Below are 21,767 nucleotides of genomic sequence, written 5' to 3'. Positions count from 1 at the left end.
TCGCAAACCTCATATTTCCAGACAGGAGGTCATCCCCATATTGCGCCCTGTGCCCGTCGCACCCAGCCGCAGACGATCACGCGCTGCTACATCGACGTCACGCTAGATGATCTTGCCTTTGCCGTGCCCTGAAGGCCACCTTCACGGCGTTTTACGCCGTGAAGGTGGCCTTCAGGGGCTTTTGGGTTTTAGGCTTGGGTTATGAGGGCTTTCAGGAGGGTTCCCATTCGCTTGGCTGCTGCTTGGCCTGCTGCCAGGACTTCTTGGTGGTTTAGGGGTTCGCCGGTCATTCCTGCTGCCAGGTTTGTTACCAGGGAGAGGCCGAATACCTCTACTCCTGCTGCTCGGGCCGCTATTGCTTCGAGGACCGTTGACATTCCCACCAGGTCTGCGCCCAGGGTTCGGAGCATGTGGATTTCCGCTGGGGTTTCGAAATGGGGGCCGGTTAGGCCCGCGTAGACACCTTCGGTGAGGGAGGGGTCTATTTCCTGGGCTATTGCGCGTAGGCGGGATGAGTAGAGGTCTGTCAGGTCCACGAAATGGGCTCCGACTATGGGGGAGCGGGCCGTGAGGTTCAGGTGGTCCGAGATGAGGACCGGCTGGCCCACCTGGAAGCCTTCCCGCAGGCCGCCCGCGGCGTTCGTCAACAGGACCGTGCGGGCTCCTGCCGCTGCTGCCGTGCGGACGTTGTGTACTACCGGGTCGATGCCCTTGCCCTCGTAGAAGTGGGTGCGGCCCAGGAGAATCAGGGCGCGCTTGTCTCCTACCTGCACCGAGCGGGCTGTTCCGCCGTGGCCTACCGCGCTCGGGGCCGCGAAGCCTGGGATTTCGCCCAGCGGGATTTCGGCTTCGGGTGTGCCGATCACGTCGGCCGCCGGGCGCCACCCCGAGCCCAGGACCACGGCGATGTCGTGCTTCTCGACGCCGGTGCGGTCGGCGATTACGGCCGCGGCCGCGACCTCGATTTCACTCATGCGCCGAGGGTATCCGGATCCCGCACCCGGCTAGTCCAGCACGGTCAGCTTCGGCTCGATCCGCTCGAAGACGTACGTCCTCGCCGTCGTCTCCTGCTCCGTCGGCGCCGTCACCGACAACACCCAGAGACTCGAGCCCTCCTGGAACAGATCGGCATACGTCGTCCGGCGGACACTGTCGGGTGACGAGTCGCTCGAGCCCTGCGGCTGGGTGCCGTCCGACGCCCGCTCGATGGTCCGGTAGGACACCCGGATCCCGGAGCGCCCGGTCAGCTTCTCCTCGTTGCCGAACGGGATGTACGTGCTGGCCGTGGACGCCGACTGCACCCAGCTGAGGTAGTCGTTCAGGCGCCGCGGCCCGGTGAAGTAGTTCGCGAACCGCTCCACCCGGATGACCTGCTGCCCGTCCGTCGAGACGTACTGCACGACCGTGCTCGACCCCAGCCTGGTCTGGTGCGGGGCGACGAACTTTTGCCAGCCGAACGGCACGTCCAGGGTGAACTGACCGCCCTTGATGCCGTTGACGTTGCTCGCGTCGCCCCGAGCCTGCACCAGCAGGGGCGGCGGTGGCGGGCTCGCGGAGATCCCGTCCGGCTGGGCCTCCGGGGGCGCCAGCGACTGGCCGCCGACCGTCCTGGCCAGGTAGAACCCGCCGCCCGCCGCGATCAGGAAGACCAGGATCGACGCCACCACGAGCACCGCCGTCGCCGCGAAACCGCGGCCCTGCCGGCCGGCGGCCAGTGGGCGCACGGTCGGCATCGGGAGCGCGTCCACCGGAACCGGCGCGACCTGCGATGACCGGGTGGACGCGCTCAGAAACGGCAGCGGACCCGGGTCGACGGCCAGCTCGGAGCTGCTGGCCTCGGCCTTCATCGCCGGGGCGACGATCTCGATCACCTGGGTGTCGGTCGCGTCGAGGTGCGCCGACGTCTTCTTGCCGTCCGGCGTGTGGAACAGCTCGGGACCGAAGAGGTCGTGCGGGGTCTCGGCCTGCAGCGGGTACAGCTTGTGCCGGACGGCCCGCAGGGTGAGCCGCTTGCCGGGCTCCTTTTTCATCAGCGCGCCGATGACTTCGGCCAGCGGGCCGGGCTTCGGCTTGGGCACCTTGCCGTTGACGACCTTGCCGACGGTCTCCAGCGGGTCGCCGTCGGCGTCGTACGGCGGGTGGCCCTCGACCGCGGCGAACAGCGTCGCGCCGAGCCCCCACAGGTCGGCGGCCGAGGTCACGGCGCCGCCGGAAGCGACTTCGGGCGCGATGTAGGCGGGCGAGCCGAGCATCATGCCGGTGCGGGTCATCGTCGCTTCCGAGACGTTGCGCGCGATGCCGAAGTCGGTGAGCTTGATCCGGCCGTCCCCCGCGACCAGCACATTGCCCGGTTTGACATCACGGTGCGTGATCCCCGCGGCGTGCGCGGCTTCCAGTGCTCCGGCCACCGCGCTGCCGACCGCCGCCGCCTGCTCGACGGTGAGCGGGCCGTGGTCGCGCAGGATGTGCGCCAGGCTGCGCGAGGGCAGCAGCTCCATCACCACGAACGGCTCGTCGTTCTCGCGGGCGACGTCGTGCAGGATGATCACGTTCGGGTGAGACAGCACCGCGATGGCCCGCGCCTCACGCAGCGTGCGCTCGCGCAGTTCGTCGGCCTGGGCCGCGGGCACGCCCGGGGGCATCCGCATCTCCTTGACCGCGACCGGCCGGTGCAGGAACTCGTCGTAGGCCGACCAGACGGTGCCCATGGACCCGGAGCCGAGCACCGAACGCAGCCGGTACCGCCCGGCGACCACGCGCGTCTCTTCGCTGGAGTTGGACACCCCGCAATTGTGTCGTACGCCGCCCCGAGCGCCATACCCAGAGTGGGTGCACGATGAGCCGGGGGTTATCAGTCTCACAGGTAATGCCGGTTGAGGGGCTCTAACATCACTGGTTATGACGAACGTGGCGGAGTCAAAGTCGATCTCCGAGCCCGAGGAGCTCACGCTGGCGGCCGAGTTCGACCAGCCGAACCGGGCGCAGTGGCAGGAGCTCGTCGCCGGTGTGCTGCGCAAGAGCGGCGTCATCGGCGAGGACTTCGAGGGCGCTCCCGAGAGCAAGCTCGTCACCCGGACGTATGACGGTATCGAGATCCAGCCGCTGTACACCGCCGAGGACACCGTGGCCGACGCCGGTTACCCCGGCCTTCCCCCATTCGTGCGCGGCGCCCGCCCCGAAGGGGTGGTCACCACGGGCTGGGACGTCCGGGCCCGCTTCGGCGGCCCCGAGGCCAAGGCCGTCAACACCGCGATCCTCGCCGACCTCGAAGGCGGCGTCGGCTCGATCTGGCTGAGCGCGGGCGGCACCGGCCTGCCCGTCCCGGCCATCGCGGACGCGCTCAACGAGGTCTACGTCGACCTCGCGCCCGTCGTCCTGGACGCCGGTGCCGAGTACGAAGCCGCCGCCGAGGCACTGTTCGAGGTCTTCGCCGAGCGGGACATCCCGGCCAGCGAGGCCGTCGGCACCCTCGGCGCCGACCCGATCGGCCTGACCGCCCGCACGGGGGAGGCGTCGCCGCTGGCCCCGGCCGCCGAGCTCGCCGCGCGGGTCGCCGCGAAGCACCCGAAGGTGCGCACGCTCGTCGCCGACGGCCTGCCGTTCCACGAGGCGGGCGGGTCCGACGCCCAGGAACTCGGCGCGGTCATCGCGGCCGGGGTCGCGTACCTGCGGGCGCTGACCGAGGCCGGTCTCGACGTCGACACCGCCGCCGGGCAGCTGGAGTTCCGGCTCGCCGCGTCCGCCGACCAGTTCCTGACGATCGCCAAGTTCCGCGCCGCGCGACGGCTGTGGGCACGCGTCGCCGAGGTGTCCGGGGTGCGCCCCGAGGCCGCCGGGATGCGCCAGCACGCCGTCACCTCACCCGCGATGCTCACCCAGCGTGACCCTTGGGTGAACATGCTGCGCACCACGCTGGCCTGTTTCGGCGCGGGCATCGGCGGCGCCGACGCCGTCACCGTGCTGCCCTTCGACGCCGCGATCGGCCTGCCCGACGCGTTCTCCGCCCGGATCGCCCGCAACACCCACGCGGTGCTGCTGGAGGAGTCCAAGCTCGCCGGGGTGATCGACCCGGCGGGCGGCTCCTGGTACGTCGAGAACCTGACCGACGAGCTGGCCAAGGTCGCCTGGCGTGAGTTCACCGAGATCGAGCGCGCGGGCGGGATCGAGGCCGAGCTGGCCTCGGGCGCGCTGGCCGAGCGGCTCGCGAAGACCTGGGACGCGCGGTCGAAGCGGCTCGCCACCCGCGAGGATCCGATCACCGGTGTCAGCGAATTCCCCAACCTGACGGAGAAAACCGTCTCCCGCAAACCGCATCCGTCTCTTGTGGAGGGTGGGCTGCCGAGACATCGGTACGCCGAGGGGTTCGAGCGGCTGCGTGATCGCGCCGACGCGCACCTCGCCGAGCACGGCGAGCGGCCGCGGGTCTTCCTGGCCACGCTCGGCCCGGTCGCCGCGCACACCGCGCGGGCTTCGTTCGCCGCCAACCTCTTCCAGGCCGGTGGCGTCGAACCGATCAACCCTGGCGCGACCGACGGCGTCGAAGCCGTCGTCGCGGCGTACCGCGAAAGCGGCAGCCCGGTCGCGTGTCTTTGTGGTAGCAACACCTCCTATGGTGAGCAGGCCGCCGAAGTCGCCACCGCGCTCAAGGCCGCTGGCGCCGAAACCGTGCTGCTGGCAGGGAAACCGACCGACGAATACGCCGACGTGACCGGGTTCCTCTTCGCGGGCTGCGACGCGCTCGAAGTACTGACCGGCACGCTGCGCGAGCTGGGAGTCCAGTGATGAGCATCCCGAATTTCGCCGACATCGAGCTGGGTTCCCTTGGCCCCGCCGACAAGGCCGCGTGGGCCGAGGCGCTGCACGCCAGCACCGGCAAGGGCCCCGACGCGCTCGCGTGGGAGACCCCGGAGGGCATCGGCGTCAAGCCGGTGTACACCGCCGAGGATCTGTCCGATGTGGACTTCCTGAACACCTATCCCGGCATCGCGCCGTATCTGCGCGGGCCGTACCCGACGATGTACGTCAACCAGCCGTGGACGATCCGCCAGTACGCCGGGTTCTCCACCGCCGAGGAGTCCAACGCCTTCTACCGCCGCAACCTCGCGGCGGGCCAAAAAGGACTGTCCGTGGCGTTCGACCTCGCCACGCACCGCGGCTACGACTCCGACCACCCGCGCGTCGCCGGTGACGTCGGCATGGCGGGCGTCGCGATCGACTCGATCTACGACATGCGCCAGCTGTTCGACGGGATCCCGCTGGACAAGATGAGCGTGTCGATGACCATGAACGGCGCCGTGCTGCCGGTGCTGGCGCTCTATGTCGTCGCGGCAGAGGAACAGGGCGTCAGCCCCGACAAGCTCGCCGGGACCATCCAGAACGACATCCTCAAGGAGTTCATGGTCCGCAACACCTACATCTACCCGCCGCAGCCGTCGATGCGGATCATCTCGGACATCTTCACGTTCACCTCGCAGAACATGCCGAAGTACAACTCGATCTCGATCTCCGGCTACCACATGCAGGAGGCCGGGGCGACGGCCGATCTCGAGCTGGCGTACACCCTCGCCGACGGCGTCGAGTACCTCCGGGCGGGGGTCGCGGGCGGCCTCGACGTCGACCGGTTCGCGCCGCGGCTTTCGTTCTTCTGGGCGATCGGGATGAACTTCTTCATGGAGGTCGCGAAGATGCGCGCGGCCCGGTTGATCTGGGCGAAGCTGGTGAAGCAGTTCGAACCGAAGTCGTCGAAATCGCTTTCACTGCGGACGCACTGCCAGACCTCGGGCTGGTCGCTGACCGCGCAGGACGTCTACAACAACGTCGTGCGCACCTGCGTCGAGGCGATGGCCGCGACCCAGGGGCACACACAGTCGTTGCACACCAACGCTTTGGACGAGGCGCTCGCGCTGCCGACGGACTTCTCCGCGCGGATCGCGCGCAACACGCAACTGCTGCTGCAGCAGGAATCCGGCACCACGCGGGTGATCGACCCGTGGGGCGGCAGTGCTTTTGTGGAGAAATTGACCTACGACCTGGCGCGCAAGGCGTGGGCGCACATCACCGAGGTCGAGCAGGCGGGCGGCATGGCGAAGGCCATCGACGCGGGCATCCCCAAGCTGCGGATCGAGGAGGCCGCCGCGCGCACCCAGGCGCGGATCGACTCCGGGCGGCAGCCGGTGATCGGGATCAACAAGTACCAGCTCGCCCAGGACGCCGAAGACGCGGCCGTCGAGGTAAGGAAGGTCGACAACAAGGGCGTCCGCACCCAGCAGCTCGAGAAGCTGCGGCGGCTGCGCGAGGAGCGGGATTCCGACGCCACCGAGGACGCCTTGCGGCGGCTGACCGCCGGTGCCGAGTCCGACGGGAACCTCCTGGCACTGGCGATCGACGCGGCGCGCGCGAAGGCGACCGTCGGGGAGATCTCCGAAGCGCTGGAGAAGATCTGGGGGCGCCACGCCGGTCAGATTCGTACGATCTCCGGTGTGTACCGCGACGAGGTCGGCAAGTCCAAGAACGTCGAAGAGGCCCGCGAGCTGGTCGAGGCCTTCGCCGAGGCGGAAGGCCGCCGTCCGCGGATCCTGGTCGCGAAGATGGGCCAGGACGGGCACGACCGCGGGCAGAAGGTGATCGCGACGGCGTTCGCCGACATCGGCTTCGACGTCGACGTCGGCCCGCTGTTCTCCACCCCCGGCGAGGTCGCGCGCCAAGCCGTCGAGGCCGATGTGCACGTGGTCGGGGTGTCCTCGCTGGCCGCGGGGCACCTTTCGCTGGTGCCCGCGCTGCGGTCCGAGCTGGCGGAGCTGGACCGGGGCGACATCATGGTCGTGGTCGGCGGCGTCATCCCGCCGCAGGACTACGAGGAGCTGCGCGCGGCGGGCGCGGCCGCGATCTTCGGGCCGGGCACGGTGATCGCGGACGCGGCCATCGACCTGATCCGGCAGCTGAGCGCCCCGGAACCCGATACGGCACAGGAGTCCTGACCGTTGGCCCGCAAGATCGACGTCCCCGCTTACGTCAAGGGCGTCCTCGCGGGTGACCGCGGGATCCTGTCGAAGGCCATCACGCTGGTCGAGTCGTCGCGAGAGGACCACCGGGCGCAGGCGCAGGAGCTGCTAGTCGAGCTGCTGCCGCACGCCGGTGGTGCGCAGCGGGTCGGCATCACGGGCGTTCCCGGTGTCGGCAAGTCGACATTTATCGACCAGCTGGGGACGGACCTGACCACGGCGGGACATCAGGTCGCGGTGCTCGCGGTCGACCCGTCGTCCACCCGGACGGGTGGCTCCATCCTGGGGGACAAGACCCGGATGGCGCGGCTCGCGGTGGACCCGGACGCGTTCATCCGGCCGTCGCCGACGTCGGGCACGCTCGGCGGCGTCGCGCGGGCCACCCGCGAGACGATCGTGCTGATGGAAGCCGCCGGTTACGACACCGTGCTGGTCGAGACTGTCGGGGTAGGACAGTCCGAAGTGACCGTCGCGAACATGGTCGACTGCTTCCTGTTCCTCACGCTCGCTCGAACGGGTGACCAGCTTCAGGGGATCAAGAAGGGCGTGCTGGAACTCGCCGACGTCATCGCGGTCAACAAGGCGGACGGCGATCACGAGCGCGACGCGAAGCGGGCGGCACGGGAGCTCGCGGGCGCACTGCGGATGATCTACGGGCACGACGCGCCTTGGACGCCACCGGTGCTGACCTGCAGCGCGCTGAACGACGTCGGCCTGGACGAGATCTGGGGCGAGATCGGGCGGCACCGGGAGACGCTGACCTCGTCCGGTGAACTGGCGCAGCGGCGGCGGCGTCAGCAGGTGGAGTGGACCTGGGCGATGGTGCGTGAGCAGTTGCTCGGCAGGCTGGCGGCGCATCCTGGGGTACGAGCGGTCGTTCCGGACGTCGAACGGGCGGTGCGGGACGGTGAGCTGACGGCGACCCTGGCGGCGCAGCGGATCTTGGCGGCGTTCGCGGATCCTCCGCGTGGCGGCTGACTTCGCGGTCCGCGAGCAGGCAGACTGTGCGCTCACGCCGACGGAGAGGGCATCATGGCGAAACTGCGGGGGCTGCTCCTGGTGGGGCTGATGGGACTGCTGGTGGTGTGCGCGCCGCCCGCGCAGGCGATGGTCGCGCCGACCGTCGTGCCGCTGTCCGCGCAGGCGTTCCAGCAGGCCCAGGCCATGCTGATCCAGCCGATGCAGGCACCGCCGGGGCCGGTGCTGAGCCCGTCCGAGACCGACAAGGCGGACACGGAGAAGACCAAGAACAAGCTCATCGCCGGTGGGGTCGCGATCGTGCTGCTGCTGCTGGTGATCTGGGGCAGGCGGATGCGGTCGAGCAAGCGTAAGAAGGACGGCGACCAGGCGAAGGGCAAGTAGCGGCACTTTTCACCCAAGCCGAATTCCGCCAAGCCGTTCAACGCAGATCCACTACCGGCCGTCTCCGGTCCTCCCGCTCGGAGGGCGGCTTGTCGTCTGCATGGTGCACGATCATCTGCAAGTGCGTACGCCGATTCTGTGCGCACCCGGTGTGCCGAAAGGACGTGGCCGGGGCGGATTCACCGCCGTGGCCACCAGTGTTGCGGGAGAGAGGTGCGGCGTGACGGTGCTCGACTCACGACCGGACATTCCAGGTGACCCCACGGGTCGTATCATTGCCCCTATCGAGGCGCACAACGCGCTCATTTCCGAGGCCGGCGTCAGCATGGCACCTGTGGAGGACATGGGCGCCGGGCGCGGGCCGTTCTGGCTCGACGGCTGGCTGCGCGCGAACGCCACCGACGTGCTCGCCTGGCGGCGGCACATGCACGCCCACCCGGAGCTGTCCCGCCATGAGCACGCGACCACCGAACTGGTGATCACGCTGCTGCGCTCGGTCGGGCTCAAGCCGTGGGTGCTGCCCGGCGGCACCGGCGTCGTCTGCGACATCGGCAGGGGCGAGCGCTGTGTCGCGCTGCGCGCCGACATGGACGCGCTGCCGCTCACCGAGGCCACCGGCCTGCCGTTCTCCTCGACCACCGAGGGCGCGGCGCACATGTGCGGCCACGACGCCCACACCTCGATACTGCTGGGCGCGGCCAGGGCGCTGGCCGGTGCGCCGGAGCTGCCCGGCCGGGTGCGGCTGATCTTCCAGCACGCCGAGGAGGTCATGCCCGGCGGCGCGCTGGACATGATCGCGGCCGGCGCGCTCAACGGCGTCGAGCGGATCTACGGCCTGCACTGCGACCCGCGCCTGGCCGTCGGCCAGGTCGGCACCCGGGTCGGCCCGCTGACCTCCGCCGCCGACCTCATCGAGCTGCGGCTGACGTCGCCCGGCGGGCACACTTCGCGGCCGCACTTGACCGCGGACCTTGTCCACGCGCTGGGCACGGTCATCACCTCGCTGCCGTCGGTCCTCTCGCGCCGCGTCGACCCCCGGTCCGGGACCGTGCTGGTCTGGGGCGCGGTGCACGCGGGTCAGGCGGCCAACGCCGTCCCCGAGGACGGCCTGCTGCGCGGCACCCTGCGCACGGCGGACCACAAGGTGTGGACAGAGCTCGAGCCGCTGGTCGCGGCCTCCGTCGAGTCCCTACTGGCGCCCACCGGCGTCGGCTTCTCGCTGGACTACCGCCGCGGCGTCCCCCCGGTCGTCTCGGACGCCGACAGCACGGCCATCCTGCGCGCGGGCGCCGAGGCCGCCCTTGGCGAATCGGCACTGGCCAACACGGAGCAGTCCTCCGGCGGCGAGGACTTCGGCTGGTACCTGGAGCACGCCCAGGGCGCCTTCGCCCGCCTGGGCGTCTGGTCCGGCGACCCGGCCACCCCGATGTCCGACCTCCACCGCCCCACCTTCGTCCTCGACGAACGAGCCCTCCTGGTCGGCGTTCGCGTAATGGTCCACACCGCCCTCGCCGCCCTCGCCTAACGGCACCCCAATCACGCGTGACGGCATTCCAGTCACGCCTGGCGGCACTCCAGTCACGCGTGTTCGCAGTTCGACCAGCGAGCACGTGTGACTGGAGTTATCCACAGTCAGGGTAGTTATCCACAGGTTCCGCAATGAGGGTTTCCTTGGCCGTGAGAACCGCTGATCCTGAAAAACATGATCAAGTGGGGAGAGCCGCACGGAGCGGTACTGCGTGGTGAGGCCGACCGGATACTGGGCCGCCGAGCTGTTCTGGAAGGGTTGGCGAGTGGCGTGCTCGTGCAGCCGTGGCGCGGTGTGGTCGTGCACGCGGCAGATGTGCTCGATGTGGCTACTCGAGCTCAGGCCGCGCTGCTCGCCGTGGGGCAGCCTGCTGCCCTCTCCGGCGCGACTTCTCTTGCCCTACACGGGATAACAGCGGTGAGCGGTGGTGATATCCATATCGCTGTGCCCAGCTCGCGGCGGATCAGATCGAAGCCCGGCATGGTTGTGCATTCGGTCGACTTCGATCCGTTGGATACGCTCGAACTTGATGGGTTGCCCGTCTTTTCCTTGGATCGCGCGCTGGCCGACTTCCTCTGTGCCGGGCACCGGCGGACCGCGTTCGCCGCGCTGGACGAAGCCATGCGCGGCCTGGTACCCGACCATCGGCGGACGTTGCGGGACAACGTGCGTGACCGGATCGACGACAGGCGTGACCGCCGAGGTATCCACAGGGCGTTGATGCTGCTCGACCTCGCCACGGGCCTGGCCGAGTCACCGCCGGAGAGCATGCTCCGGTTGGTTGTGGTCGAGGCTGGGTTCCCGATTCCGGAAGCGCAGCACGAGATCACCACGATCGAAGGTCGGACCCTGTATGTGCTGGATCTGGCGTGGCCTTCGTTGCGCATCGCGTTGGAGTACGACGGGTACGCGTCACACGAGGAGCGCGCAGCGCGCGATACCGAGCGGGACATGCGGATGGTGGGGCGCGGGTGGATCACGATCCGGGCGACGGCTGCGGACTTACGAGACCCGACGCGCTTGCTTAACGACCTGCGTGCGGCCTTCGCACTACGCGCCAAAGGTCGGCATGCGTGATTGGGGTGCCGCCATGCGTGACTGGAATGCCGCCACGCGTGATTGGGGTGGCGTTAGCCGGTGATGCCGGTGCAGGGGCGGGTGCGGAGGGCTTCGACGTAGTCGGCGGGGGCGCCGGCGGCTTCGGCCGCGTCGGCGAGGACGCCGAGGTAGCGGGCCGAGGGGAGGCCGCCTTCGTAGGCGTCGAGGACGTAGAGCCAGGCCAGGACCGAGCCGTCCATCGTCTGGACGCGGAGGCGGAGCTTGGTGTGCATCCCCAACTCGCCGCCTTCCCAGCGGTCGAGGCCGTCCTCGTCGGCGGTGACGTCGTAGAGCACGACGAACACGCGGGAACCGGGGTCTTCGACGATCGTGGCCAGTGCACCTTCCCAGCCAAGGTCCTCGCCGCCGAACGTCAGCCGCCAGCCTTCCAGCCAGCCGGTTCCGGCCATCGGGGAATGGGGAGCGCGGCCCAGCATCTGGGCGGGCTCCATGTTCGATCCGTACGCGGCATACAACGGCACGGCGACAGCCTAGCGACCCCGGTGTCACCCGGGTGGACGTACATGGCGTGTCCGGCCCCTCAATCCGGCGAGCGGTGCTCCGCGTACCGTGAGCGCCATCGGCACGCGGGTGAACAAGGAGGCGGACCAGGTGACCAGGATCGTGATCATGGGCGGAGGCCCGGCGGGTTACGAAGCGGCACTGGTCGCCGCGCAACACGGGGCCCAGGTGACCATCGTCGAGCGGGACGGCCTCGGCGGCGCGTGTGTCCTCTATGACTGCGTCCCCTCCAAGACCTTCATCGCCTCGTCCGGCGCGCTGGCCAACATGCACGGGCTCAAGGAGCTCGGCATCAACACCGACATGGCCGACACCAGCATCGACCTGCCCACCGTCCACGGCCGGGTGAAGGGGCTCGCCCTCGCGCAGTCCGCCGACATCCGCGCCCGCGTGCAGCGTGAGGGCGTCCGCGTGCTGGTCGGCCAGGGACGCTTCTGCGACGAAGAGCCCGGGCTGGCCACGCACAAGGTCGCCGTCACCCAGCCGGGTGGCGCGACCGAGGTCCTCGACGCCGACGTCGTGCTGATCTCCACCGGCGCCACCCCCCGCGTGCTGCCCGGCGCGGTGCCGGACGGCGAGCGCATCCTCGACTGGCGCCAGCTCTACAACCTGCAGGAGCTCCCCGAGCACCTCGCCGTCATCGGCTCGGGCGTCACCGGCGCCGAGTTCGCCTCGGCCTACACCGAGATGGGCGTCAAGGTCACCGTCGTCTCCAGCCGCGACCGCGTCCTCCCGCACGAGGACGCCGACGCGGCCGCCGTGCTCGAAGAAGTCTTCTCCCAGCGCGGCACCACCGTCGCGAAGCACGCTCGCGCGGACAAGGTCGAGCGCACCGCCAACGGCGTCAAGGTGCACCTCGCCGACGGCCGGGTGATCGACGCCAGCCACGCGCTGATGACCGTCGGCTCGGTGCCGAACACCGCTGACATCGGCCTGGACAAGGTCGGCATCGAGCCAGGCCCCGGCGGTTTCATCACCGTCGACCGCGTTTCGCGCACCAACGTCTCCGGCATCTACGCCGCCGGTGACTGCACCGGCGTGCTCATGCTCGCCTCGGTGGCCAGCATGCAGGGCCGCATCGCGATGTGGCACGCGCTCGGCGAAGGGGTCGCGCCGATCAAGCTCAAGACCGTCGCCGCGAACGTCTTCACCCACCCGGAGATCGCCACCGTCGGCATCAGCCAGCAGGCGATCGACTCCGGCGAGGTGCCCGCGCGCACCATCATGCTGCCGCTGGCGACCAACGCCCGCGCGAAGATGGAGGGCCTGCGGCGCGGCTTCGTGAAGCTGTTCTGCCGCCCCGCCACCGGTGTCGTCGTCGGCGGGGTGGTCGTGGCGCCGACGGCGAGCGAGCTCATCCTTCCCATCGCGCTCGCCGTCCAGAACCAGCTCACAGTGGAACATCTGGCACTGACATTTTCGGTGTACCCCTCGCTGTCGGGGTCGATCACCGAGGCCGGCCGCCAGCTCATGCGTCACGACGATCTGGACTGATCCCGGCCACGGGGCAACCCCGGCGCGACACCCGCGTCTTGGGGGGTGTCAGGCCGGTGAGTAACAAGGGGTACGCGGTGGGTAAGAAGGTCTTTTTCGTTGCGGCATGGGTGATCGGCGCGACCGCGTTCGCCGGGACGGCGGCCGGGCACGCCCAGCCAGGACAGCAGCCGCCGACGCCGTCGACGCCCGCGGCGACGGTGCAGCTGAACGCGGACACGGCGGTCTCGCACGGACTGATCAACAAATACGCCAATGGCGAACCGAACGTGGCGTTGGCCCAGTGCCAGAGCACGGGCACGGCGCCGACGTCGGCGACCTTTTCCTCCCCGGTGCTCACCTTCGCGAACTACGACCGCGGCCCGCTGATCGGCGTCCCGGCGAACATGAGCGCGGACGCCATGCTCAAGCCCGGGACTCGCTCCGGTCAGTACCCGATCACCGTCACCTGCGACGGAAAGCCCTACACGGCAACGTTTTCAGTGACGACGCCGCAGACGAAGAAGGTTCCGTCGGGCGCTGCACGCGCCGGGGACGGCAGTACCGCGAGCTGAGTCGAAAGAAACAGAAAAACCGCCTCCGGACGTTGTCCGGGGGCGGTTTTTCTGTTCAGCCGGAAGCCCTTTTCTTCGAGACTTCATCGTGACTTATTCAGGCAACCCGCACCCTCGTACAGGCGTCTTTGGGGTATCGGGAAACGGAAGGGCCGCGGGCAGGGGGAACTGCGAGCGGGCCGCCGGGAATGTCATTCCGCTCCGATTTCACAGTGATTGTTCCGAGGGGTCAACTCATGAAGCGTGTCATTGTTGTGTCCGGAATCGCCGCCGGTCTCGTCCTTGCGCCGTCCGTCGCGCTGGCGGCGGGGCCCGCCACCACGCCGCCCACCTCGCCGCCGACGACCTCGACGGTCGTCCCGAAGCCGACGCAGACGCCGCCGCCCACGTTCTCGCTGAGCGTGCGGACTGTCCATCCCGGCGACGTTTTCACCGGGCAGGGGCACTGCTTCAGTGCGCACGCGAAGGAATACGGCTTTGTCATGAATGTCGATGCATTCAAGATCCTTTCGGAGAAGGCAATTCCTGCCGGGAAGGGCATCAAAGTGACGTACAAATTCCAGGCCTCGCCGACGTTGAAGCCGGGAAAGTATTACTTCACGCTCCTGTGCGACACCAAGGAGCCGGGCGCCGTGCTCACGGCGCAGGCGGCCCAGCCGATTCCGAAGCCGAAGCAGGTCGCGAAGGTGCCGACTGGCGCACCGCAGACCGGCGGTAGCGACGGCCCGCAGGAGGACGGTTCCGGAATGGCGCTGGCCGCCGGGGCCATGGGCGTGCTCGCCGTGGGTGGCGCCGGGTTCGCGCTGAGTCGCCGTCGCCGGGTGAACGGCTGATCGGAACGTTTTCGTGACCCGGCCGGGCAACCGGCCGGTATCGTCCTACGTCTGGTCAGGCATGAGATGAACTCCGTGCCGCTCCTTCGGGGGAAGGGGCGGCACGGATTCATCGATGGCGTCCCTGGCCGGGTCGGATTATCGTGGGGGCTCGAATGAACTCGACTCTGTTACGCAGCCGCCGCGCGCTGGTCGTGCTCGCGGTGGTTCTGCTGGCCGTTCTCGCGGTGCTGGCACTCCTTCTCTCACCTTCCGGTGGCGGGGACACTCCGGGAACACAGGCCGCGCCGCCGTCCACGATGAGCAAGCAGGCCGTGGTCGACCAGCCGAGTCCGGTCGACGCGGGCAGGGCCGCGGCGGAGGGGCTGGTGAAGTCCGAGCCGGTCTCCGTGGACATCCCGAAGATCGGCGCGCACTCTTCGCTCGTCCCGCTCGGGCTCAACGCCGACAACTCTGTCCAGGTGCCGCCGGTCTCGCAGCCCCTGCAGGCAGGCTGGTACGTCAACGGGCCGACCCCTGGCGAGGTCGGGCCCGCGGTGATCCTCGGCCACGTGGACGGCAACAAGCAGCGGGGAATCTTCTTCCGGCTCAAGGAACTCGCGCCGGGTGACCGGATCGCCGTCGCGAGGAAGGACGGCAAGACCGCGGACTTCGTCGTGACCAAGGTCGACAAGGTACCCAAGGACACCTTCCCGACCGACGCCGTCTATGGCGACACCGCAGACGCCCAGCTTCGGCTCATCACCTGCGGCGGTGTGTTCGACCGGGCTTCGCACAACTATCTCGACAACATCATCGTCTACGCCCAGCTGACGGGGAGATGAGCGGCGTGCTCGGGAAACGCGGTGCGGCCACGGTGCTGGCCATCGGCTCGATGCTCGTCGCGCAGGTGGAAACGCCGGGAGAGGTCACCCCGGCGCCCACCTCGAGCACCTCGCCTTCGTCCAGCTCACCTTCGCCCACGGCGCAGCCGCCGGATCGGTACCCGTTCGTGGCGACCTCGCCGCAGTCGGTGCTGCCGGGCGAACGGCTCCTGGTTTCGGTGGGCTGCCGGGCGGATCAGGTGCACGACGTGCGGTCGATGGCGCTGGACCTCGGCCCGTTCGAGACCTCCTTCGACGGGCCGCCGCCGATCCAGGCCGCGGTAGCCACGGTCCATCAGGGAGCCAGGCCGGGCTTCTATCCCCTCGAAGCGTTCTGCGACAAGGCGCGCGTGACGATCAACTTCGAGGTCCGCGCGCCAGGGCCGAGTTCCGTCGTGAAGCCGCCGAGCACCCACGCGGCGCCGTCCAGCAGCCGGACGGTCACCGGGCACCAGGTGTCGAAGGTACCGGTCGGCGCGCCACAGACGGGAGGCGGCGCGACCGCTTACTGAAGGTCTTCGCGCGGTCCCGGCCGGTGATGGTTCCGGTTTTTGTCGGTGCCCGGTGCGATGCTGTGACGGCCGACACCGAATCGGCGAGACCTTGGAGGCTCTCATGCTGTTCCGCGACGAACCCTGGCCGGACGGAACGCCCAGCTGGGTGGATCTGATGGCGCCCGACAAGGGCAAGGCGGTCACCTTCTACAGCGCGTTGCTCGGCTGGGAGGTCCGGGCGGGCACGGCCGAGACGGGGTATTACGGCATGGCCACGATCGCGGGGCGTCCGGTCGCCGGGCTCGGTGAGATTCCGGCGGCGCAGGCGGACGCGGCGCCCGGCTGGACGACGTATCTCGCGGTGTCCGATGTGGACAAGGTGGTGGCCGCCGTCGTCGAGGCGGGTGGCGGGGTCCACGCGCCGCCGATGGACGTGCTGGATGAGGGCCGGATGGCACTCGTGGCCGATCCCACGGGCGCGATGTTCGGCCTGTGGCAGGCGGGAAAGCACGCCGGCACCCAGGTTCTCGCGGCACCGGGCGCGGTGGCCTGGAACGAATGCATGACCACGGATTTCGAGGCGGCGAAGGCTTTCTACAGTGGTGTCTTCGGTTACGGCTTCGACGACATGTCCGCTCCGGGGTTCCAGTACGGCGTGCTGACAGTGGCCGGGGAAGTCGTCGGCGGGCTGGGCGGGCTGCCAGGAGGTGGCCCGTCGCATTGGGGAACGTACTTCTCGGTCGAGGATGCCGATGCCGCCGCGGCCAAGGTCATCGAACTCGGCGGCGCCGTGCTGAATCCGCCGTCGGACTCGCCACACGGAAAGGTAACCGTGGTGGCCGATGACCAGGGCAGTGAGTTCCGTCTGATAGCCCCGAACGAGCAGTCGGGCAGGCCCGAAGGATGGGGAGCGTGACGGCACTGTTCTCGTGATCAGGGCTTGGATTCTTGGTTACCCAGGCAACCTTTTGACTGTTCCGGCGGTGTTCCCAGAGGGGAAGGAAAATCACTGGGAGGGTTTATGAGAACCAGGACTTTGGTCATCCAAGCCGGACTACTCGCGGTCGCGGGAGGGCTGGTCTTCGTGCCGGTGGCTTCTGCCACAGCGCCACCGCCGCACCTGACGGTCAGCCCGTCGGCGGTGGCGCCCGGTCAGGCGCTGGAGTTCAGCGCGAGCTGTTATGGCAGGCCTGATGAGCTCACTTCGCCCGGGTTGGCCGCGGCGGTGACGCTCACGGGCAGCTCGAGCTCGTTCGTCGGTCACGGCCGCGCCGGAAGGCGGCCGGGGCATTTCAGGGCGAGCTTCTACTGCAAGGGCGACACTGGTCTCCCGGCCGCCAGTGGAACCGCGACCGTCGAGTTCGACGTGGTCTGCGATGCGCCCAAACCGCCGACCTCGTCGCAGACGCCGGCACCGGCCGTGGCGCCCGCCGCACCGGCGAGCCCGGCCGGTACCTGTGGGACGCCACCGCCCACCAAGACCCCGTCGCCGCAGCCGAAGCCCACCAAGCCGGGGCCCGTCAAGCCTCCGCAGGTGAAGGTCAAGCCACAGGGCGCACCGCAGACCGGCGGCGGCGCGCTCGCCGGACTGCTCGGCTGACTGCCTGAATCAGCAGGTCCGGGCGGCAATTCCGATCACCGTCTCCCGTAAACAGGAGCAAGGGACCTTTGCTCTCGCTTCGCGGCGACAGCAAAGGTCCCTTGCTCCTGTTTTACTGGGTCAGTCCTCGACCCAGTCGAAGGTCTTGGTGACGGCCTTCTTCCAGTTGCGGTATTCGGACTCGCGGCGGGAGTCGTCCATCGACGGGTCCCACTGCTTGTCCTGCGCCCAGTTGGTGCGGATGTCGTCCTCGCTGGCCCAGAAGCCGACGGCGAGGCCCGCGGCGTACGCGGCGCCGAGCGCGGTGGTCTCGTTGACCACCGGGCGGATCACCGGGACGCCCAGGATGTCGGCCTGGAACTGCATGAGCAGCTCGTTGACGACCATGCCGCCGTCGACCTTGAGCGACTTCAGCGGGACGCCGGAGTCGGCGTTCATCGCGTCGATCACCTCGCGCGACTGGAAGGCCGTGGCCTCCAGCACCGCGCGGCACAGGTGGCCCTTGTTGACGAACCGGGTCAGCCCGACGATCGCGCCGCGGGCGTCGGAACGCCAGTACGGGGCGAACAGGCCGGAGAACGCGGGCACGAAGTACGCGCCGCCGTTGTCGTCGACCGTGCGGGCGTGCTCCTCGATCTCGGCCGCGGTGCCGATCAGGCCGAGGTTGTCGCGCAGCCACTGCACCAGCGAACCGGTGACCGCGACCGAGCCCTCGAGCGCGTAGATGGTGTCGTTCGAGCCGATCTTGTAGCAGACCGTGGTGAGCAGCCCGTTCTCCGACATCACCTTCTCGGTGCCGGTGTTGAGCAGCATGAAGTTGCCGGTGCCGTAGGTGTTCTTGGCTTCACCCGGGGAAAGGCAGGCCTGGCCGAAGGTGGCCGCCTGCTGGTCGCCAAGGATGCCCGCGATCGGCACACCGGCCAGCGCGCCCTTCTCCCGGACCTTGCCGTACTCCTCCGAGGACGACTTGATCTCCGGCAGCATCGACAGCGGGATGCCCATGTCCGACGCGTGGCTCTCGTCCCAGGTCAGGGTGTCGAGGTCCATCAGCAGGGTGCGGGACGCGTTGGTCGGGTCGGTGACGTGGATGCCGCCGTCGACGCCGCCGGTCATGTTCCACAGCACCCAGGTGTCCATGTTGCCGAACAGCAGGTCGCCCGCTTCGGCGCGCGCACGGGCGCCCTCGACGTTGTCCAGGATCCACTTGACCTTGGGCCCGGAGAAGTAGGTCGCCAGCGGCAGGCCGGTTTTCTGCCGGTAGCGCTCCTGCCCGCCGCCGAGCGCGCCGAGCTCGGTGACGATCTTGTCGGTGCGGGTGTCCTGCCAGACGATGGCGTTGTACACCGGCTTACCGGTCTTGCGGTCCCACACCAGCGCCGTCTCACGCTGGTTGGTGATGCCGACGGCGACGATGTCGGCCGAGGTCAGGTCGGCCTTGGCGAGCGCGCCCGCGGCGACGGCGCGCGTGTTTTCCCAGATCTCCTCGGCGTTGTGCTCGACCCAGCCCGCCTTCGGGAAGATCTGCTCGTGCTCCCGCTGGTCGGAGGCGACGACCCGGCCTGCGTGGTTGAAGATCATGCACCTGGTCGACGTGGTGCCCTGATCGATCGCGGCTACGTACGAAGTCATGAGTGAATGCTCCAGGTTCGGGGGCTGGCTGTCAGGTCAGGTTGTGGACGCCGAGGTAGAGCAGCGCGGCGAGCGCGCCGCCGACGAGCGGGCCGACGACCGGGACCCACGAGTAGCCCCAGTTCGGGTTGGCCTTGCGCTTGATCGGCAGGATGAACGCGTACGCGATACGCGGGCCGAGGTCACGGGCCGGGTTGATCGCGTAGCCGGTCGGGCCGCCGAGCGAGATGCCGATCACCAGCACGACGAACGAGACACCGGCGTAGCCCAGCGCCGAGTTGCCGAAGTCCGGGGTGCCTTTCTCGCCCATCGCGTAGGCCGGGCTGAGCAGGATCCAGGCCACCAGCACGAACGTGCCGATGATCTCGGTCACGAGGTTCCACACCTTGTTCGGGATCTGCGGGGCGGTGGAGAAGATGCCGAGCGTCTCCTCCGGCGCCGGGTGGTCGTCGAACTGCAGTTTGTACAGCGCCCAGCAGAGGATCGCGCCGAGGATGGCGCCGACCAGTTGGCCCGCGATGTAGATCGGCACGTCCGACCAGGCCACCTTGTCGGCGATCGCCAGCCCCAGCGTCACCGCCGGGTTCAGGTGCGCGCCGCTCGGCGCCGCGATGCTGGCCCCGGTGAACACCGCGAAGGCCCAGCCGAAGGTGATGAACAGGGTGCCCGCACCGTGTCCGTTGTTCTTGCGCAACACGTGGTTGGCCACCACACCGTTGCCGAGCAGGATCAGTACCGCTGTTCCCAGCAGCTCCCAGACGAAAATTGCTCCCGCGCTCAACGCTCAGCCCTCCACACTGGACACTCCGTGCAGGGCCGGACACAGCGCGCCACGGCACCCTTGCCGACCCACGTCCGAGGCACGTTACCTGCGAGTACATGATCATTCCAGCAGTCGTCCGTACCAATTTCTTCGAGTTCTACGAGGGTTACGCCACAAGTGTCACTCCGTGGAGATGCGCGGTGGCCAGGGCGTGACATGCTGGAATCGAAGACAGGACTGCAGGAGGAGTGCCACGTGACCAACTCTCAGCGCGAAGCCGACACCAACCCGGCGCGGCTGGGCCCGCAGAAGCGGGAGGAGTCCTGGCGCCGGCTCGGCGACGAGACCTTCGACCTGGTGGTGATCGGCGGCGGGGTCGTCGGCGCGGGCACCGCGCTCGACGCGGCGACCCGTGGCCTGCGGGTGGCGCTGGTCGAGGCCAGGGATCTGGCGTCCGGTACGTCCAGCCGGTCGAGCAAGCTGTTCCACGGCGGATTGCGCTATCTGGAGCAGCTCGAGTTCGGCCTGGTGCGCGAGGCGCTGCGTGAGCGCGAGCTGATGATGTCCACCATCGCCCCGCATCTGGTGAAGCCGGTCAGCTTCCTGTACCCGCTGACCCGCCGCGTCTGGGAGCGGCCGTACACCGCCGCCGGGCTGCTGATGTACGACACGATGGGCGGCGCGAAGTCGGTGCCCGGCCAGAAGCACCTGACGCGCGCCGGCGCGCTCCGGATGGTTCCCGCGCTCAAGCGCTCCGCGCTGATCGGCGGTATCCGTTACTACGACGCGCAGTCCGACGACGCGCGCCATACCATGACAGTCGCCCGCACCGCCGCGCACTACGGCGCCGTCGTGCGCACCTCGACCCAGGTCGTCGACTTCCTGCGTGAGGCCGATCGCATCTCCGGTGTCCGGGTCCGCGACGTCGAGAGCGGGCAGGAGACCGAGATCCACGCGGGCGCGGTGATCAACTGCACCGGCGTGTGGACCGACGAGCTGCAGCGGCTTTCCGGCGGGCGCGGCCGGTTCCGCGTGCGAGCGAGCAAGGGCGTGCACATCGTCGTCGCGCGCGACCGGATCGTGTCCGAGTCCGGGATGATCCTGCGCACCGAGAAGTCCGTGCTGTTCGTCATCCCGTGGCGCAACCACTGGATCATCGGCACCACCGACACCGACTGGAATCTCGACCTCGCGCACCCGGCCGCGACGAAGCACGACATCGATTACTTGCTGGAGCACGTCAACTCCGTGCTCGCGACGCCGCTGACGCACGACGACATCGAGGGCGTCTACGCGGGGCTCCGGCCTTTGCTGGCGGGGGAGAGCGAAGAGACCTCCAAGCTCTCACGTGAGCACGCGGTGGCGCGGGTTTCGCCCGGTCTCGTCGCGATCGCCGGTGGCAAGTACACGACGTACCGGGTAATGGCGGCCGACGCCGTCGACGCCGCGGCCGTGGACCTGCCGGGCAGGCCGCAGCCCTCGATCACCGACAAGGTCCCGCTGATCGGCGCGGACGGCTACCACGCGCTGGTGAACCAGGCCGACCACCTGGCCGCGCAGCACGGCCTGCACCCGTACCGCGTGCGGCACCTGCTCGACCGGTACGGCTCGCTGGTGCACGAGGTGCTCGCGCTGGCCGACAACCGGCCCGAGCTGCTCAAGCCGATCGAGTCCGCGCCGGACTACCTCGGCGTCGAGGTCGTGTACGCGGCCGCCTTCGAGGGCGCGCTGCACCTGGAGGACGTCCTCGCGCGCCGGACCAGGATCTCCATCGAGTACGCCCACCGCGGCGTGGACTGCGCCGAGCAGGTCGCCGGGCTGGTGGGCGAGGTGCTCGGCTGGTCGCCGGAGACGACGAAGCGCGAGATCGAGGTCTACACCGCGCGGGTGAAGGCCGAGCGCGAGTCGCAGTCCCAGCCGAGCGACGAGGCCGCCGACGCACTGCGCTCCGCCGCGCCCGAGGCGCGTGGCGGGCTCACCGAGCCGGTCGGCTGACGAGCAGCTCGAAACCCTGCGGAAAGCACGC

19 protein-coding genes are annotated in these 21,767 nt (G+C 69.1%); 14 read left to right on the top strand and 5 right to left on the bottom strand.

Going from position 1 to position 21,767, the window contains the following annotated elements; genetic code table 11:
- Positions 1-188 precede the first annotated feature (188 nt).
- Both QMK34_RS40800 and QMK34_RS40795 read right to left on the bottom strand, forming a co-directional pair.
- Positions 189-974: a purine-nucleoside phosphorylase gene (locus QMK34_RS40800; protein WP_326420170.1), complete on the bottom strand. Its 786-nt coding sequence runs from the start codon at positions 972-974 to the stop codon at positions 189-191.
- 30 nt (positions 975-1,004) lie between these two features.
- A complete protein-coding gene (locus QMK34_RS40795; protein WP_442785331.1) occupies positions 1,005-2,708 on the bottom strand; it encodes a serine/threonine-protein kinase in 1,704 nt (567 codons plus the stop codon).
- A 190-nt stretch (positions 2,709-2,898) separates the two neighbouring features.
- Here QMK34_RS40795 and QMK34_RS40790 point away from each other — a divergent pair, with 190 nt between their 5' ends.
- The 6 genes from QMK34_RS40790 to QMK34_RS40765 all read left to right on the top strand — a co-directional run bounded on the left by QMK34_RS40790 (position 2,899) and on the right by QMK34_RS40765 (position 10,968).
- Positions 2,899-4,782: a methylmalonyl-CoA mutase family protein gene (locus QMK34_RS40790; RefSeq protein ID WP_326420168.1), complete on the top strand. Its 1,884-nt coding sequence runs from the start codon at positions 2,899-2,901 to the stop codon at positions 4,780-4,782.
- Positions 4,782-6,977 carry a methylmalonyl-CoA mutase gene (scpA, locus tag QMK34_RS40785; protein WP_326420167.1) on the top strand — a complete coding sequence of 732 codons (2,196 nt, stop codon included), beginning with the start codon at positions 4,782-4,784 and terminating at the stop codon, positions 6,975-6,977. The genes QMK34_RS40790 and scpA overlap by 1 nt, the downstream gene beginning before the upstream one ends.
- Before the next feature lie 3 nt (positions 6,978-6,980).
- Positions 6,981-7,979 carry a methylmalonyl Co-A mutase-associated GTPase MeaB gene (gene meaB / locus QMK34_RS40780; protein ID WP_326420166.1) on the top strand — a complete coding sequence of 333 codons (999 nt, stop codon included), beginning with the start codon at positions 6,981-6,983 and terminating at the stop codon, positions 7,977-7,979.
- 54 nt (positions 7,980-8,033) lie between these two features.
- Entirely contained in the window at positions 8,034-8,363 is a 330-nt protein-coding gene (locus tag QMK34_RS40775; RefSeq protein WP_326420165.1) for a hypothetical protein, read from the top strand.
- 220 nt (positions 8,364-8,583) lie between these two features.
- Entirely contained in the window at positions 8,584-9,888 is a 1,305-nt protein-coding gene (locus QMK34_RS40770; protein ID WP_326420164.1) for an amidohydrolase, read from the top strand.
- 177 nt (positions 9,889-10,065) lie between these two features.
- Positions 10,066-10,968, top strand: coding sequence for a hypothetical protein (locus QMK34_RS40765; protein ID WP_326420163.1), 903 nt, complete (start codon positions 10,066-10,068; stop codon positions 10,966-10,968).
- 53 nt (positions 10,969-11,021) lie between these two features.
- Here the strand turns inward: QMK34_RS40765 and QMK34_RS40760 are convergent, their stop codons facing one another.
- A complete protein-coding gene (locus QMK34_RS40760; protein WP_326420162.1) occupies positions 11,022-11,471 on the bottom strand; it encodes a gamma-glutamylcyclotransferase in 450 nt (149 codons plus the stop codon).
- 130 nt (positions 11,472-11,601) lie between these two features.
- On the opposite strand from QMK34_RS40760, the gene QMK34_RS40755 reads away from it, so the two are divergent.
- The 7 genes from QMK34_RS40755 to QMK34_RS40725 all read left to right on the top strand — a co-directional run bounded on the left by QMK34_RS40755 (position 11,602) and on the right by QMK34_RS40725 (position 17,349).
- A complete protein-coding gene (locus QMK34_RS40755) occupies positions 11,602-13,005 on the top strand; it encodes an NAD(P)H-quinone dehydrogenase (protein WP_326420171.1) in 1,404 nt (467 codons plus the stop codon).
- A 56-nt stretch (positions 13,006-13,061) separates the two neighbouring features.
- A complete protein-coding gene (locus tag QMK34_RS40750; RefSeq protein WP_326420161.1) occupies positions 13,062-13,559 on the top strand; it encodes a hypothetical protein in 498 nt (165 codons plus the stop codon).
- Positions 13,560-13,795: 236 nt separating this feature from the next.
- Positions 13,796-14,392, top strand: a complete 597-nt coding sequence (locus QMK34_RS40745) for a hypothetical protein (RefSeq protein ID WP_326420160.1) — start codon at positions 13,796-13,798, stop codon at positions 14,390-14,392.
- Positions 14,393-14,547: 155 nt separating this feature from the next.
- The gene (locus QMK34_RS40740) at positions 14,548-15,216 is read left to right on the top strand and encodes a class F sortase (RefSeq protein ID WP_326420159.1); all 669 of its coding nucleotides are present in this window, start codon (positions 14,548-14,550) and stop codon (positions 15,214-15,216) included.
- Positions 15,213-15,767 carry a hypothetical protein gene (locus QMK34_RS40735; RefSeq protein WP_326420158.1) on the top strand — a complete coding sequence of 185 codons (555 nt, stop codon included), beginning with the start codon at positions 15,213-15,215 and terminating at the stop codon, positions 15,765-15,767. Before QMK34_RS40740 ends, QMK34_RS40735 begins: the two co-directional genes overlap by 4 nt.
- Before the next feature lie 103 nt (positions 15,768-15,870).
- Positions 15,871-16,665, top strand: coding sequence for a VOC family protein (locus tag QMK34_RS40730; RefSeq protein WP_326420157.1), 795 nt, complete (start codon positions 15,871-15,873; stop codon positions 16,663-16,665).
- Positions 16,666-16,770: 105 nt separating this feature from the next.
- Positions 16,771-17,349, top strand: coding sequence for a hypothetical protein (locus tag QMK34_RS40725; RefSeq protein ID WP_326420156.1), 579 nt, complete (start codon positions 16,771-16,773; stop codon positions 17,347-17,349).
- 120 nt (positions 17,350-17,469) lie between these two features.
- Here QMK34_RS40725 and glpK read toward each other — a convergent pair whose 3' ends face one another.
- Entirely contained in the window at positions 17,470-18,978 is a 1,509-nt protein-coding gene (gene glpK, locus QMK34_RS40720) for a glycerol kinase GlpK (RefSeq protein ID WP_326420155.1), read from the bottom strand.
- Between the two features lie 31 nt (positions 18,979-19,009).
- Complete coding sequence (locus tag QMK34_RS40715; protein ID WP_326420154.1) at positions 19,010-19,759, bottom strand: MIP/aquaporin family protein; 750 nt, start codon at positions 19,757-19,759, stop codon at positions 19,010-19,012.
- Positions 19,760-19,996: 237 nt separating this feature from the next.
- Between QMK34_RS40715 and QMK34_RS40710 the strand changes: the two genes are divergently transcribed.
- Positions 19,997-21,736 carry a glycerol-3-phosphate dehydrogenase/oxidase gene (locus QMK34_RS40710; protein WP_326420153.1) on the top strand — a complete coding sequence of 580 codons (1,740 nt, stop codon included), beginning with the start codon at positions 19,997-19,999 and terminating at the stop codon, positions 21,734-21,736.
- Positions 21,737-21,767 lie beyond the last annotated feature (31 nt).

This window comes from Amycolatopsis sp. H20-H5 (assembly GCF_035828755.1).
Taxonomy (GTDB): Bacteria; Actinomycetota; Actinomycetes; order Mycobacteriales; family Pseudonocardiaceae; genus Amycolatopsis.
The sequence above is the reverse complement of the archived record's forward strand: the minus strand, read 5'-3'. Positions and strand labels throughout refer to the sequence as shown.